Genomic DNA, 14,959 nt, shown 5'->3' with positions numbered 1-14,959 from the left:
GGGATACCGATAGTAATTGCTCCGCTAGCTTGACACAGAACGCGACATTCAGACCGCCAGCCTGGCTCCCCGGAAGCGGACAGCTGTTAATGTGATCCTTCGGTGCTCACAGCGACCAGATATTTTACTCCGAACGGCGAGATGCGGGACTAAGCGGCCGTTCCCGACAGCTGTGGCGAAGGGCAGCTTGCGGCAGGAGCGGACGACGCCCGGCCGGCGCCCCGGACGCTGGCTCCAATGAGCAGGCATCGGCGCTCGACGGCGCGATCAGAGCATCCGCGACGCGACTATCTCACCATTTTCGAGGCGCAGGTCCATCGAGATCGGCTGCTCGCGCCTCGTCGTTAGGCGCTCGACATCCCGCAAATCAGTTCGGATCTGCTGCGCTTCGTCGGCCAATCTCTTGCAGAAGCCCTGCTCGCTTTGGAGCAGCGGAAGTTTGGTCGTTGCCGCGGAGATGCCTTGGATCTTTTCGCGCATCAGTCGGTCCATCGCTGCGGTAAGGTCGCCGATCGGCGCAAACCTATCGAGCGCAGCGTTTATGTCGTTGAGCCTCGATTCCTTGCGCCGCTCGCGACCCGGATAGGCGTGGAGCAGCTGCCAGCCACAAGCTCGAGCCCGGATGCACAGCATCACGTCGCGATAGAGTGCTTCGAGCAATTTCTGATGGTCCTGGATCGTCTGCGCGAACTTGCCCGAGCTGAACCAAGCCTCGTCCTTCAAGGCTCGGATGGCCTCGACCTGGACTCCGATATCCTTGGCGATGTGTTCCTGGAGTTTTATCAACGCGGCCTCGTGCTGCTCGATGACATGCAGCACCTCGTCCGAATACTCGCCGGTCAGAACCGCTTCGGCGATCTGCTGGAAGTAGCGGATCGACCCGGTGAGGACGGAACGGCGCTCGTCGGTCTGAAACATCGCGACGCGCTCGACCGCGAGCTTAATCTCGGTGAGCTTGCGATTGATCTCCTCAAGTTTCTTCTGCTCGGCCATCGCAGTGGCGAAGGTCAGCAGCACGGCCGGCGTCGCGATGCTCGCTAGATTGACCGGATCGAGGAGTATGGTCGCGAACTTGTTATCGGCCCCGCGAGCGACGCCGATGAACGAGTTGAACTTGTCGCTGAAGACGAGGTCGGCGCCGGGTGGCAGGGTGATTCGCGCATAATTGCCGCTGCTCAGCAATCGCTCGGCCGAGAGCAGGGGCTGCGCCGCTTTGAGGATCGGCGTGAGCAGGTCGCTCGACGACCTATCGTTGCGGACATCGCGCCAATTATCGCCCTCGCTTGCTTGAAGCGTCGCAAGTGTGAGGACCGGACTGCCGCTTTCGGTGCTGATGGTGAGGGCATTTTCTCCTTCGCTCAATGCTGCGGGATCGGCCAACGTCGGTTCGGAAAGCGAGCGTCCGGTTATCCGCCCGTCGGCGGTCAATTTGTCCCGCAGATAGCCGATCTGCAGAATGCATGACGCTAGCGGCGGCCAGGCGTCCGAGGTCCAAAATCCGCCAACTGCCGCCGACGCGGCGGTGCGCGCATCATCGACAGCCGATTGCTGATCTTGAATAGGGACCGAAAGCAGTGTGCGCTTCGAGAAGAGGTTGAGCAGGTTGGCCTCCGCTGCGTCGACCTCCTTCGCCGCCGCGATCCCAAGTTTCTTGCAGAGGCCGGCGACGATCCTCTCATAGGCAGCGCGTTCCCCATCGCCGCGTCCGAGCGCGACAAAGCTCAGTCGGTAAATTTCGTCTCCAATTTGGTCGGTATATTGGTAGTGATCGGGAGAATGGCGCTCAAACGTCCGACTGACCCTCAGCGTGCTTGCCCCCGATTTGGTGAGCGCTTCGACGATGGGGGTCAATTCGTCATTGGTGCAGGTCTCTAGAAGGTCGTATAATTCCGTGCTTTTGAAAGATTTCTCGGACTCGCTCATAAACGACCTTTATCCTAAATTGCGAGCGGGCTGGCGCGTACCAGCCTAGCATCCAGCCGGAGCGTAAGGCGAGCGATTCCCAATCGCGGGCGAGCAAGCGACACATCGATGGCGCGAGTGTGTCGGCCCGTCTTATCTTTGCTTGTGACGAGTCCGTATCGTCGGCCTTACAAACCAAGGGCTCGCAGCGCTGTGACGACTTGGGGGCGCATCTGCCACTCGAAATGGAGGTCGTCGAAGTTGCCCGCGAGCGCGTCGAGCATCACGGTGTCGGGATAGTCGGTGTCGAGCGATGGGTCGCGCGCAATCGCGCAGGTCCAGATCTTTGTGCCATCCTCGCGCCGGGGCGGATCGAAGTCGATCTCATCGGCAATTCGCTGGCCGAGCTTGCCGTAGTGCAGATTGGCGCCCTCATAGCCGGTATAGCCTGCGGCTTGGGCAAGGCGGGTTGCCGAAATCAAGTGATCGGTCGCCGCGAGATGCGCGCGCAGCATTGCCATGTAGCTGTCTGGCATATCGGGTATAAGGAGCGCAAAGGCCGCCTCGTACACCGACGCGGACGGCGCGCCTTCTTCGTCGCGTCCATCACTCTCAGCGCGACCTAGGCGGTCGAGATTGGCCTTTACCGCCGCGATCGCGTCTTCGCGCGAAGCGCCGACAGCCTTAGCGACGAGGAGTTTGCGGCGAAAGGCATTCGCCGCCCAAGTCCCGCCGAGCGGGCCAGACTTGATCTCATACCGTCCATGTTGCTCGGTTTCGAATGCCATTTCGCCTCTTCCCCTCCGCCTGCGTATCAGCCCCCAACGACCCAAGCGAGCCGGATCGTCGAAACCGTGCCGTTTGCGTCATCGGCAAGGGCCGAAATGAAGCCAGCATGCTCGGCGAGCTTGATGCAGCCGCGGTCGAGATAGCAGCGGGTCCTGTCACGAGTTTCGAAGTCGACCGGAATGTCGCCGCTTTTTAGTGCCGAGGCGATCGAGATAAGGTTGCGATAAAAGACCGCTTGGCGATCGGTGAGCCCTGCCGCCTCGTCGCGAAACGCGGCGGCGGGCTTGCGCGCATAGTCGCGGCCAGCCATGCGCACCACCGGAGCCCCCCAATCTTCCAAATCGACCAGAATCTGCATGCTGATGTTGTTCCGTATTCGATAGCGCATTCCACCCGTCGGATGAGGCGGTGGCTTGCCGCAAGCAGATCTCTAGCATTCGATCGTGGTGACTTCTTCTCTGAACTAACGTCCGTTTCGTGAAAAGCTTTGACGAACCCCGAACGACCAAAAACGGGCGCACAGCTGTCGAACTCCTCGATGGCACGCAAATGACCGGTTCGAGCAAATGCGGCCGTTCACGCTGTGATCGGCGAACGTCTTGATCTGGTCGCAAGCTGCCATGCGTGCCCCTCTTCCGGCCTGACCCAGATGCGGACATTCCGCTGGAAGCTTCGCCTCCCCAACTTCGGCCATTCATTCATGTCAGTAGCTATCGTCGGCAACCTGTCTTTACCGCAATAGACCAACCGGCCGATCGCCTTCAGGGCGCAGTCCGTTTATCCGTCTCGGTCCCCTCCCCGGGGCCCTGACTGAAAGAGGCCGACTCGTTGTCTGATCTCCGCTTCCAGGTGCGCCGACCACATGCCAGTCACGGGATACGCGACTGGGCGACGCATCGACCACCCCTTCGGCCCATCAACCTCGGGATAATTCTGCGAACGCTGCCCTCCGACGCACGACCGCTGGCTGAAGGGCGCTCTTCGCTTCCTGCGAACGACTTTGGCCATCCTCACGGATGGACTGCGGTAGGTGATCGACGATGCGGACGATTGCGCGGAACCCCGTCCCCATCTCGAACGGTATGCCGGAGCAACGTGGAGCAGACCGTGATCGATCTTTCCTGCCGCGGCTTCACGGCTCATCCCTGGCCCGGAAATACCGCACCATGATGGCGACGGACTGGAAGGGTGGCCAAGCCCTTCGTGCCGGGGTTCGTCTGCTGCGCTTCAAGATGTCTACCCAAGCGCTTGGTCGGATGGGACTGTGGGCTGTGTTATCGGCCCGAACGGTCCGTAGCGCGTTCCGTGACGATTTCGGCATCGCGGCGAGTTCGATTGCGTTTGCCGCTTTTCTAGCGATGATCCCGCTCGCTGGCGTCATTGCGGGCGTTTATGGCATGGTGGTTCCACCAACCGCGGTCGCCGACAATATGTACAAGATCGTCGCCATCCTGCCGGTCAGCGCGCAGCATTTGGTGGCGGCGAACCTGAACCGCGGGCTTGCCAGCGGTCGCGACGGGATCGTCACGCTGATCTTGTCGCTCGGGATCGCGCTGTTCAGTGCGCGTCGTGCGGGACGGTCGCTGCTTCACGGAATCAACCTTGCCTATCGGATCGAACGCGAGCGTAGCGGACTGCGTCGACAACTGGTGTCGACGATCGTAGTCCTCGGCTGCGCCGCGCTCGTACTAACCGCGCTCATCTCACTGTCCGTCCTCACTTTCCTCCAGAGCTATGTTCCCGACGGACTGCCGGGTGCCCGGCTGGCGTCGGCGATCACGCTGTTTGGTTCGTTGACGCTCGGTGCGGGTGGCGGCCTGATCGTGCTCTATCGCTACGCCCCGGCGTCGGAGGCGATCCCGTGGCGCAGCGCCCTGCCCGGCACGATCGCCGGCGTCGCCCTGTGGCTGACCGCGACGATGATGTTTCGCGCCTATGTCGCGCGGTTCGCGCGCTTCGACGACACCTATGGCTCGCTGTCCGCGGTCGTGGTGCTGATGGTCTGGCTGATGGTATCGGCCTGGGCCCTTCTGCTCGGCGCGCGGCTCAATGCCGAAGCCATGCGCCATGCCGGCGAACACATAAAGGAACGTGCCGAATGACTGACATCCCCGTGCAGGACCGCTATCGCAACCGCCTGCTCGGTATCATCACCGCGATCCTGTCGATCGCTGCGCTGCGTATTGGCTTTGCGGTCATCATGCCAATCGCCTTTGCCGCGATCATCGTCGCCGCGCTCTGGCCACTGAAACGCTGGCTGGCGCGGTTCATGCCCTCCTGGATCGCCTATACGCTGACCCTCCTGTCGCTGGTCACGATCCTCGGCGCGTTCGCCGCGGCGGTGTACCTGTCGGTCGGCCAGGTGATCGGCGCGGTTGCGTCGCAATGGGCAGGTCTCGAGCGCGGATACAACCACCTCGCCAGCTGGGCTGCGGACCGCGGCGTGCCAATCGCCGGGACGATCAACCGGCAGCGGATCACGATGCTGGTCCAGATGCTGGCAAGCGGCGTCTACGCCTTCGTCACCTATGTCGGCTTCATCGGGATCGTGGTGATGCTCGGCCTGCCTGAAGTGCCACGGCTTCGGCGCAAGCTGTACGAGATGTTCGAGGGCGGTGCGCGACGCGACATGCTCGAAGTTGGCGAGGAAATTTCCGGCCAGATCCGCCGCTATCTCGGCACCACGCTTGCGACCAGCATCCTGACCGGCGTCGCATCGTCCCTATGGTCGTGGATGACGGGGCTCGAGCTGGTGCTGGTCTGGGGCATCCTCAACTTCCTGCTCAACTTCGTCCCCGTCATCGGCAACATCGTCGGCATCGTCCCGCCCGTGCTCTTCGCGTTCATCCAGTTCGGCGGGTGGCAGATGCCGTTGCTGGTGTTCGCAGGGTTCGTTGTTCTGCAGATGACGATCAGCAACGTCGTCTACCCGATCCTGCAGGGCAAGCAGCTGTCGCTGTCGCCGCTGGCGATCATCGTCGCGATGACGTTCTGGAGCTGGGTATGGGGCATCGCCGGAGCACTGATCGCGGTGCCGCTGACCGCGGCGATCGTCATGATCTGCGGCCAGTTCGATCGCAGCCGCTGGATCGCCAAGCTGTTGTCGTCGTAACGACGAGGTGAAGTGCCTGATGAACAGGAACAATGCCTCCGGTCAGCGATTACGCCACATGAACACGAAGTCAAAAACAGGGGAACGAAAATGAAGAAGACATTCGTAATCGCGATTGCAGCAGGGCTCGCTTCGCTTTCGGCCTGCAACTCCAGCCCACGCGAACAGGCCGCAGACAAGATCGAATCAAACACCGAAGCGGTTGCAGATAATCTCGAGGATGCCGCAGACCGGGTCGATAACGAAGCAGTTGAGGATCGCCTGGAGAACAAGGCCGACGCCGTTCGTGCAACCGGTCAAAACCAGGCTGAAGACATGCGAACGAATGATCCCGACACGAACCTGTCGAACGGCATGTAATTTTTACGAGACAGGACGAGCCGCTCCCAAGCACAGCTCGCACTGGAGGGGCGTCCAAGTAATATTGGGCGCCCTTTTCCGTTCCTCGCCCTCTTAAAGCTGACTTCAAGACAGACCCGGAGGTCCCGGCCTTCCATCTTAAAAGGCCGATATCGGTGAATGCAGGTGCCCCTTCAGGGGCGGTTATGAACCTATGCAGAGACTTATCAGCCCTGCAGATGAAACGATCCTACAGTGCGTTTGGGAAATGAACTTCGACTCTTAGTCCTGGGGTGTTGTCCGCTAAGGCAAGGCGGGCGCCGTGAACCCTTGCGGCAACGAGCGCGATATTGAGTCCAAGGCCACTGCCTTCGGAATTACGGCTAGCGTCGAGCCTGACAAAACGGGACAAGGCATGCTCGCGTTGATCCGGATGTATCCCCGGCCCGGTATCGGACACGATCAACCACAGCCCGTCACGACGGTGGCTGAGGCTGACTGACACGAGACCACCTGGGGGCGTATATTTGATCGCATTGTCCATTAAGTTCGTGACGAGCTGTCCGAGAAGCGATCGCACACCGCTGACTATCGCCGGCGATACTTTGGCATTCAGTAAGAGCCCCCGATCTTCGGCTACGGGTTCGAACAGTTCAACAGCCTCGCCGACGATTGCCGCCAGATCGACAGGAACGAACTCGCTGGCCATCGTCGTTTCCGCTCTAGCCAGTCGTAGCGTGTCGTCGATCGTCCGGAGCAGGGCATCGAGATCACTGCGCATATCCGACGTCGCATCATTTTGATCCCCTCCAAGGGCCGCAAGTTCGAGGCGAGACCGGATACGCGTCAGCGGCGTCTTCAAATCATGAGCAAGCGCGTCGGTCGCGGTTCGCAGGGAATCCACAAGGCGTTCAATCTCCGCAAAGCTATGGTTCAGCGTCGCTGCCAATCGATCATATTCATCGCCGCGCCCCGTCACAGGTAAACGCTCGTCCAGATGCCCCGACTGGAAACGATCGCCGGCAGTGCTGGCCGCATCGAGAAAACTGAGCCCGCGCCGGCTGTACCAGAAGCCGAACAGCAGGCCGATCACGCCGGTAGCCATCAGCGACCAGGCCAGTGCGGAGATATAGCGGTCATGCAGCAGGCGGCGATCGTCTGAGAGGCTGCCGACGAGCAGCCTATAGTCGTTGCCGAGAAGCACCGTACGCGCGGCGACCTGTCGCTCGATCACCAAGCCCCGCGTCGTCGCGACCTGCGTATCGAAACTACGATACCCGGTACGGTCGATCTCGCCGGGCCATTTTGCCAGGTTTCCCGCGACCGGCTGGCCCGAAGCGTCGGTCATGAGATAGATGAAGTCTGTAACGCGCGGGCGCCCGACCGCACGGGACACGGACTGTGCGACGGCAAATGGCCCCTCGCTCTGATACCGCTCGATAAGCCCTGCCGTCTCGTCGTCGACCGCCGCCTGGGCCCGGGCATCAAGCAGGCGTACCGTCTGGACATATTGAACGCTCAAGGCGATCCCGGTCGCGATCAGCGCGATCAGCGTGATCCAGAGTGCACCCCGCAGCGCGGCTGTCGACGGCCAGCGCATCGTTAGACAGCATCCAGCCGATAGCCCGAGCCGCGGACGGTTCGGATCATCGGAACGTCATCCGGACCGTCGATCTTGGCGCGTAGGCGGCTGACATGGACGTCGATGACGTTCGTCCCCGGATCGAAGTTGTAATCCCAGATCGCCTCGATCAGCATCGTGCGTGTCACCACCTGCCCGGCATGGCGGGTTAGATAGTCAAGCAGCTGATACTCCTTGTTGAGCAGTTCGATACGCCTGCCGTTGCGTGTCGCCGTGCGGCCGAGCAAGTCGAGCGTCAACGATCCCGTCTCGCGGGTACCTTGCGTCGCGTCGGTGTCGCTGTGACGACGGACTATTGCCTCCAGGCGCGCAACGAGCTCGCCAAACGAGAAGGGCTTGGCCAGGTAATCGTCGCTACCGGCCTGAAGGCCCGCGATCTTGTCGTCCACCTGCCCCAGCGCCGATAGAAGCAGCACCGGCGTCCGATCGCCTTTTGCCCGCAATGCCTTCAGCACCGACAGTCCATCGAGCTCGGGCAGGTTCCGGTCGAGAATGATCGCGTCGTATTTTCCAACGATTGCGGCGGTGAGGCCGTCGACGCCGGTGGCCGCGTGATCGGACACGTGGCCAAGCTCGACCAGCCCGCGGCGGACATACTCTGCGGTCTGTGCGTCGTCTTCGATCAGGAGCAGCTTCAAAGTCGGACCGTTCCATTCGAGGTGTCAAGGAGCGGACGCGTGTACCGCCCCCCGGTTCCATGGGCTCAGGACTGGCCTATCGCTTCGCCGGCGATGCGCAGGTTCAGGGAAATCTGGCGGCCGTCACGCAGCACCTGTGTCGGAACGATCGAACCTATCCGAGCCTCTGCTACGGCGCGGGCAAGGTCGCGCCCGTTATCGACCGGCCTGGATCCGAAGCGCCGAACGACGTCGCCGCGTTGCAGGCCTGACCGCGCGGCTGCTCCACCCTCTTCGACCTCAGCGATCAACGCGCCCTTGGTGGCGTTCGAACCCATCGCGCTGGCGATCTCTGGTGTCAGGTCCTGCAACGAGACGCCGATCCTGCCACGCGACACATGGCCGGTTTGCGCAATCTGAAGCGCGACCTTCCGCGCCATGGCGGCAGGTATCGCAAACCCGATCCCAACATTACCGCCGGTCGGCGAGAAGATCGCGGTGTTCACACCGACGACCCGGCCCGCGCTATCGAACAGCGGACCACCCGAGTTGCCGCTGTTGATCGCAGCATCGACCTGCAGAAAATCGTCGTAGGGCCCCGCCCCAATCTCGCGGCCGCGTGCGGAAACGATGCCGGAAGTAACGGTATTGCCAAGGCCGAACGGACTGCCAACCGCAAACACACTGTCTCCGACGCGGATATGGTCGCTGTCGCCCCATTTGATCGGGGTGAACTTACCCTGCCCCTCGATCTTCACCACAGCGACATCGATCTTGGGATCACGCCCCAAGACGCGACCGGCGAACTCGCGGCCGTCCGACATCTGGACGGTGACGCGGTCGGCGCCGTTGACGACATGGTTGTTCGTGATGACGATCCCGGAAGCATCGACGATGAACCCCGAGCCTAGCGATCCGCGCTGCGGGCCTTGCTGTTGTGGCGCCTCGGATTGCCCACCGCGATCCTGCATGCCGAACCCGAACAGCTGACCCAGTCGATCGGCCAGTTCGCTGTCATCCGACCCGAACTGCGTCGGTTCGAATTGCTGCTCCTGCGCAGACGCGGGCTTGACCTGGATTTGAACAACGCTCGGTCCGACGGCCTCGACCATGTCCGATAGCGAGGCATGCACCCCTGTCGACGCGACGGCAGCGGGCCCGGGTGCCGTGAACCGCTCGGCGATGCTGGTGCGACCGTCATCCGCGGCAATCGCCCCGCCTGCGACACCGACAAGTGCCGTGGTTCCCAGCGCGACGGCAGCGATCACCGGGCGTACGGTCATGCGACGGTTAAGTATCACGGTCTTTGTCCTTGTCCTGCGAGCATATGCTCTCTTTGGAACCGGACGATGACCGCCGCCTGTTGCGAACATTACATCGCTGTAATCTTACGGGCCCGCCTGCTTGCCCGGTGCCATACCGCCGCCCCCGGAGCCCGCTCGTAGCTCGACCCGGTTTTCGATGTTCGGGCCGCTCCACGGCGTCCCGTGTCCGGACGCTCGATCATTCGGACTAAGCAGGATCGTCATCGAGCGTCGCGACCCCCATCAATGGATGCATGACGAAGGTCCAGCCCTCACCCCCGACAATCATAAGGCGCAACGATTGACGATCTGCGGTGCCGAGCAAAGATGCCGCTCCTGACGAAGCCGGCAATGTAACCGTCCTGCCATCCTGTAGAATACCGGTTGCCCAGCCACGTCGTCCAATGCGGATCTCGCTGGCAAGGCGCTCCAGAGCTGTCTCAAGCGCTGTGCGCGCACGTTTTCCGGCAACCCATGCATGGCCGCACGGCTCCAATTCCAGGGAGGGTCCTGAGGGTTGATTGGGAACTGGAGACGGCCGTTTGACGACACGACGAAATTTGTTCCCGGTGGAATCAAGAGGACGCACCCCTTCCATACTCATCATGCGCGCAAACTCATCCATTGCTGCTTCCTAAGGGGTAGTGTTCGGAGCGCATAGGTTTGACCCCTAGTTCTTTTTTGCTGAAAGGACGGACCACGCACGGAACCGACGACTCGGATTCTGGCTGTTGGGCGATGACACAACACCTACCGGTCAAGGTGACTTCCGCAGTCGCATCCATAGTGACCTAACCGCCGTGAATGTTAGATATGGCCAACAGGCCGCCCACACCGAGGGCATAAAGGATGAGCACGGTGAAGGAGTCTATCCCCATCCGCCAGACCTGCCGCTTGGGGCGGAAAATGAGGCCTGCCGCGTATACACTGGTCAGCAGCACCCCAAGGCCTGCAAGGTAGATGTCACTTGCCTGGGCATCAGGAAGCACCGCCTTGCCGGAGATGACGACGGCAAGGAGGAAGAGCACCGGTAGGAAGGCGTTTCCTCCAAAGATGTCGCTAACGGCGAGCTGATAGTCCTTCATGCGCACCGAGGTGATGCCGGTCGAAAGCTCGGGCAGCGACGTGGCGGCTGCGAGAACCGTTGCACCGAACAGGACCCCACTGAGCCCGATGTGTTGGGCAATTGCATCGCCACTCCGCTCGAGCAGCACACCGGCTGCGAGGGTCGCGAGTGCAGCCCCACCGAAAATGGCTGCCAGGCGGACCGTGCTCTCTCCCTGCTGCGCAGACGCATCGTTTTTCTTCGCTTGCGAATGCCCCTTGGGTTCCTCCTGTCCATCGGGAGCGGTGCCGCTCGTATCGTGCCACGGCAACCCCTTGCTGGCCTTGCTGGAAAGCCACACGCCAACCACCCATAAAATGGCGATCAACACCGCCCCGGGGGTCAGGCGTGCAGCGATGAGCGTGCCGGGCAGCTGTGTCGCCATGATCGACACGGTCAAGACTGCCACGACGAGCACCGCCTCCACGACCAACGTGAGGCTGGCGGCGCGGTAGGTCAGAGGCACCTTTTCCTTCATGGCGATGTCCATCGCTACAAGAACGACAGTCTGGATGGCGATACCTCCCAGTATGTTGCCGACCGCTACGCCCAAGTTGCCCGCCAGCGCCGCACTGACGGTGATCGCGACCTCTGGTAAGTTGGTGGCGACCGCAAGGACGATGATGCCGCCAAGCGCCTTGCCCAGATGAAGGCGCGAGGACAGGATGTCCGTCGTGTTGGCGAGCTTCACCCCGGCGATCCAGATTACGCCCGCGCAGGCGGCAAAGATCGCGAGCAAAATTGGCAGGCTAAGTCCGTTGAGCATGCGGAACTTTCAGTTCGTCGGTAGGTGAATAAGGATCGATCTCAGCGAACCAACTGACCAGGCGTTCCACAACAAACCATCCTGCAATACCCGCAATGCCAAAGCAACGCAGCCGAATGTGCCCCGCCCCAGCATCCGTAGAAACACGTCTACGATGAGCGGTAGGCCTACCACTTTAGCCGCCCATCTAGGAGGTGCTTTACCCAAACCCTGCCCGTGTCCTCGAGCGCGCGTTCAGATAGGATGCTTTCACCTTTTGCCTTTAATCAGAGGCGTGTGAAAGCCACTGAGAGTCCAATCGTTCGCGACATTCCGGACGGAACGTACGTCGAGCTTGTTGCCAGTCTGTGCGGTACGCGCATGCCCGCAGCAATCATGACGCTGTTGTTCCTTATGGTTGGTGCGCTCAGCGTCCGTGCCTCACAGGATATCGCTCTGGCGAGCTTGGTTGCCATGGGAGCCTGCGCGAGCGCGGCCCGCCTTGTCGTTTTGATCCGCGGTAGACGGCTGTGCGACAACACCGAGATGCCCTTGGTCGCCGCCCAGCGCTTTGAGCGCCAATTTGCGCTTACCTATTGGGCCTTCGCGGCTGTCTTCGGTCTGTTTGCCGCGCGATCGTACATGCTGCCACTTGCAGAATGGCAGATGCCCATCGGCATTCTCGTCGTGGGCTACGCCGCCGGAGCGGCCTCTACCGTTGCAATGCGTCCTTACATCGTTGTTCCGAGCCTGATTTTCGCAGTGACATCACCGGCTGCCACTCTTTTGTTCCGGGGAGATCTGAATGCCAGTGTATCGTCTGTTTGCCTATTTGCGCTGCTCGCAGGCGGCCTTCGTAGCGCTCGCCAACGATATCGTTCGCAGTCGGCCAAGGCGACAACGCGACACGCCTTTGCTCGTCAGGTCAAAACGGATCACCTCACTGGGCTTGGCAACCGTCTCGCTCTCGCCGAGGCATTTGACACAAACGCCCGGCCAGAACGACCCGCACGTATCGCTTTTCACTATGTTGACCTTGACGACTTCAAGCCGGTCAACGACCGGCTTGGGCATCAGGTAGGCGATAGCCTGCTATGTTTGGTCGCCGATAGGTTGCGGGCATGTAGTAATCCTGGCGACGTGGTTGTTCGGCTCGGTGGCGACGAATTTGTCGTCGCGCAAATCAACTCCGATTCGGACTTTGACGTTGAGCGACAAAGATTACGCATCGAGCAGGCCTTGAACGGTTCATACGTGTTGGAGAGCTATTCGGTGAACTGTGCCGCCAGCGTCGGATCAAGCCGCCACAAAGGTAACAATCAGACCATGAATTGCCTTTTGGTGGCTGCGGACGAAGTGCTGAGACGGAGAAAGGCGCAGCGGAAAAGTCGCATTGGAAGTCTGCCTGTCGACACCGACAGTCTCAAACAACGTGATGCGATCGATTACGCCTCGGTCGCGGAAGGGCGCACAGACATCTACTCCGTCACGCACGAAATGTTGAGTGATGGCGAAGTGTATGAACGATTAGCCGTCACCAGCATCGCCGCAACGACTTGGGAGAGTGCGCCGGATGGTCTTATCGAGACCGACAGCCCCAGCTGGCGGGCCTATACCGGTCAAAGCTATGACGATTGGAAAGGCTATGGTTGGCTTACCGCGATCCATCCCGACGACCGAGTAGCTACGATACAGAAGTGGCGTGAGACCGTACACGATCAACAAGCCGTTGATGCGGAGTACCGTTTGAGAGGAAAGAACGGGATGTACCGTTGGATGAGCGTCCATGCCGTTCCGTTGCGCAACAAGGATGGACGGATTGTCAGGTGGCTGGGTATTAACATTGATATTGACGATCGGAAGCAGCTAGAACTTACGAAGGATATTGAGAATTTTCTGACGTAAATCGAAAAGACCCAGATTCGGCCGTTTGAAGGGCTTTCGTCTCTTCTCAACTCCAGACACTCGTTCATAGTATGGATCGCCGAATCTATATAAAGCTTTCGTTCCCACTTACCGAACACAGTCCCTCGATGAGTCACCACGCATGACCGACACCACTCCAACTCAGTCCGACACGTCGGCAGCAGGCAGGATTGCAAAGGCTATTACTGACGGTTCCCAGCGCCGGGAGCGGAGAGAACGCGAGCGAACGAAGGCACGCGGGAGCATCGACGGCTATGAGCCTGGGATCGTCTCCTTCATTGATATCCTCGGTTTTCGCGCTCTTCTCGCGACACGTTCTGCGTCCGAGATCCAGGAGGTGATCTTAAACCTACGCGAGATCACGGCGTCGGAAGAGCCTCCCGCCCGACGGATGAAAGAAGTGCGTCTGACGAGCCGAGCCTTTGCAGATTCAGTTTCGGACGCGGTCGTGCGCGTCCGCGTCTACGACACTCAATTTGCTGACGGTGCCTTCTTCCAGGAACTGCTCGATCTTCTTCACATCCAGCTTCAATGTGTGGGCACGGGCGTACTGATCCGCGCCGGCGTAGCGATCGGCGACGTCCATGTAGGCCCTAACGGCAAAGGGCCGGTTTTTGGACCCGCCATGGTCCGCGCCTTCGAAATCGAAAGCGAGGAAGCGATTTTCCCGCGCATCGTGCTAGATGAAGACGCGTATCAGTTGTTTCTAACTGACGCTCGCCTACGCAACGATGGACACGAGCTCGAGGAAGAAGTTGGATACGTCGACAAGCTTCTGCGGCGTGGCGAGGACGGCACGCGCTTCGTCGACTATCTCGCTGCTAGCGAATCCGAATTTGACGATTTCGCTGGCTATCTGACGTTTCTCGATAATCACGCGGCCATGGTTCGGAACAACCTCGTAGCTAAGCTAAAGCCCGCTGTTCGTCGGAAGTATGCTTGGCTAGCGCGCTATCATAATGATGTGATCGACACGCTTACTGACGAATTCGAAAACGGAAGGCGCTCGGCCGGAGACTTCGGCGCTTCGTACGACGGCGCGAATGTAATCAAGCTTCTCAGCGATGCCCGGATCACAACGGACTAGGCCGTTCGCTTCGGCCACGAAAACCAAGATTTGGTAGAGCGGCGGCACATAGGAAGCGATATAGGTTGTGAAAGAGATCCTTGAACGCGTAGCTTCGACCAGATGTAAGCTCATCGCCGCAATGACCCAGCTCCGGATGTTGGGGCGGGCCTGCCACCTCCCCGAAACCGGACATCCGTTCATTCAAGCCGACGACAGCAGCTTTGCGGAGCAGCTGCGTGACGAGAAGGACCGGATCAAGCAATCTATGGACTCCGAGACGGCGCACAGTGCAATGGCCGCCTGGCTGTCGGCGCCGATCCTGATCACGCTGGGTGTCATTGCTGCCTGAGGCACGGTCGAATTGCCGCAGCGACCTTAGGGGCTGCTTCCACGCCGCTACCAAGCGCGG

General features: G+C 60.5%; 14 protein-coding genes. 6 read left to right on the top strand and 8 right to left on the bottom strand.

Annotated elements, in window-relative coordinates:
- Positions 1-267 precede the first annotated feature (267 nt).
- The 3 genes from C8J46_RS09440 to C8J46_RS09430 all read right to left on the bottom strand — a co-directional run bounded on the left by C8J46_RS09440 (position 268) and on the right by C8J46_RS09430 (position 3,049).
- A complete protein-coding gene (locus C8J46_RS09440) occupies positions 268-1,923 on the bottom strand; it encodes a hypothetical protein (RefSeq protein ID WP_132737938.1) in 1,656 nt (551 codons plus the stop codon).
- Between the two features lie 167 nt (positions 1,924-2,090).
- Positions 2,091-2,690, bottom strand: coding sequence for a hypothetical protein (locus tag C8J46_RS09435; RefSeq protein ID WP_132737935.1), 600 nt, complete (start codon positions 2,688-2,690; stop codon positions 2,091-2,093).
- A 26-nt stretch (positions 2,691-2,716) separates the two neighbouring features.
- Positions 2,717-3,049 (bottom strand): hypothetical protein, encoded by a 333-nt coding sequence (locus C8J46_RS09430; RefSeq protein WP_132737933.1) that lies wholly within the window; start codon positions 3,047-3,049, stop codon positions 2,717-2,719.
- A gap of 811 nt (positions 3,050-3,860) precedes the next feature.
- Between C8J46_RS09430 and C8J46_RS09425 the strand changes: the two genes are divergently transcribed.
- The 3 genes from C8J46_RS09425 (at position 3,861) to C8J46_RS09415 (ending at position 6,163) form a co-directional block, all read left to right on the top strand.
- Complete coding sequence (locus C8J46_RS09425; RefSeq protein WP_165886505.1) at positions 3,861-4,793, top strand: YihY/virulence factor BrkB family protein; 933 nt, start codon at positions 3,861-3,863, stop codon at positions 4,791-4,793.
- A complete protein-coding gene (locus tag C8J46_RS09420; RefSeq protein WP_132737927.1) occupies positions 4,790-5,803 on the top strand; it encodes an AI-2E family transporter in 1,014 nt (337 codons plus the stop codon). The genes C8J46_RS09425 and C8J46_RS09420 overlap by 4 nt, the downstream gene beginning before the upstream one ends.
- 90 nt (positions 5,804-5,893) lie before the next feature.
- Positions 5,894-6,163 (top strand): hypothetical protein, encoded by a 270-nt coding sequence (locus C8J46_RS09415; RefSeq protein WP_056483526.1) that lies wholly within the window; start codon positions 5,894-5,896, stop codon positions 6,161-6,163.
- A 229-nt stretch (positions 6,164-6,392) separates the two neighbouring features.
- Here the strand turns inward: C8J46_RS09415 and C8J46_RS09410 are convergent, their stop codons facing one another.
- The 5 genes from C8J46_RS09410 to C8J46_RS09390 form a co-directional block, all read right to left on the bottom strand.
- Entirely contained in the window at positions 6,393-7,742 is a 1,350-nt protein-coding gene (locus C8J46_RS09410) for a HAMP domain-containing sensor histidine kinase (RefSeq protein ID WP_132737924.1), read from the bottom strand.
- Between the two features lie 2 nt (positions 7,743-7,744).
- Positions 7,745-8,422, bottom strand: a complete 678-nt coding sequence (locus tag C8J46_RS09405; RefSeq protein WP_132737921.1) for a response regulator transcription factor — start codon at positions 8,420-8,422, stop codon at positions 7,745-7,747.
- A gap of 65 nt (positions 8,423-8,487) precedes the next feature.
- Positions 8,488-9,684, bottom strand: a complete 1,197-nt coding sequence (locus C8J46_RS09400; RefSeq protein WP_165886504.1) for a trypsin-like peptidase domain-containing protein — start codon at positions 9,682-9,684, stop codon at positions 8,488-8,490.
- Positions 9,685-9,913: 229 nt separating this feature from the next.
- On the bottom strand, positions 9,914-10,330 hold the full coding sequence (locus C8J46_RS09395; RefSeq protein ID WP_132737915.1) for a hypothetical protein: 417 nt from the start codon (positions 10,328-10,330) through the stop codon (positions 9,914-9,916).
- A gap of 166 nt (positions 10,331-10,496) precedes the next feature.
- On the bottom strand, positions 10,497-11,576 hold the full coding sequence (locus C8J46_RS09390; RefSeq protein ID WP_132737912.1) for a sodium:calcium antiporter: 1,080 nt from the start codon (positions 11,574-11,576) through the stop codon (positions 10,497-10,499).
- 360 nt (positions 11,577-11,936) lie between these two features.
- Here C8J46_RS09390 and C8J46_RS09385 point away from each other — a divergent pair, with 360 nt between their 5' ends.
- From C8J46_RS09385 to C8J46_RS09375, 3 genes are all read left to right on the top strand, one after another.
- Positions 11,937-13,460 carry a diguanylate cyclase gene (locus tag C8J46_RS09385; protein ID WP_165886503.1) on the top strand — a complete coding sequence of 508 codons (1,524 nt, stop codon included), beginning with the start codon at positions 11,937-11,939 and terminating at the stop codon, positions 13,458-13,460.
- A gap of 142 nt (positions 13,461-13,602) precedes the next feature.
- Positions 13,603-14,568 carry a hypothetical protein gene (locus C8J46_RS09380; RefSeq protein WP_132737906.1) on the top strand — a complete coding sequence of 322 codons (966 nt, stop codon included), beginning with the start codon at positions 13,603-13,605 and terminating at the stop codon, positions 14,566-14,568.
- 67 nt (positions 14,569-14,635) lie between these two features.
- The gene (locus C8J46_RS09375; RefSeq protein WP_132737903.1) at positions 14,636-14,899 is read left to right on the top strand and encodes a hypothetical protein; all 264 of its coding nucleotides are present in this window, start codon (positions 14,636-14,638) and stop codon (positions 14,897-14,899) included.
- Positions 14,900-14,959: the final 60 nt, after the last annotated feature.

It is taken from the genome of Sphingomonas sp. PP-F2F-A104-K0414, assembly GCF_004340945.1.
In the GTDB taxonomy this organism is placed as follows: Bacteria; Pseudomonadota; Alphaproteobacteria; order Sphingomonadales; family Sphingomonadaceae; genus Sphingomonas.
This window is presented reverse-complemented; position numbering and strand designations above follow the sequence as displayed.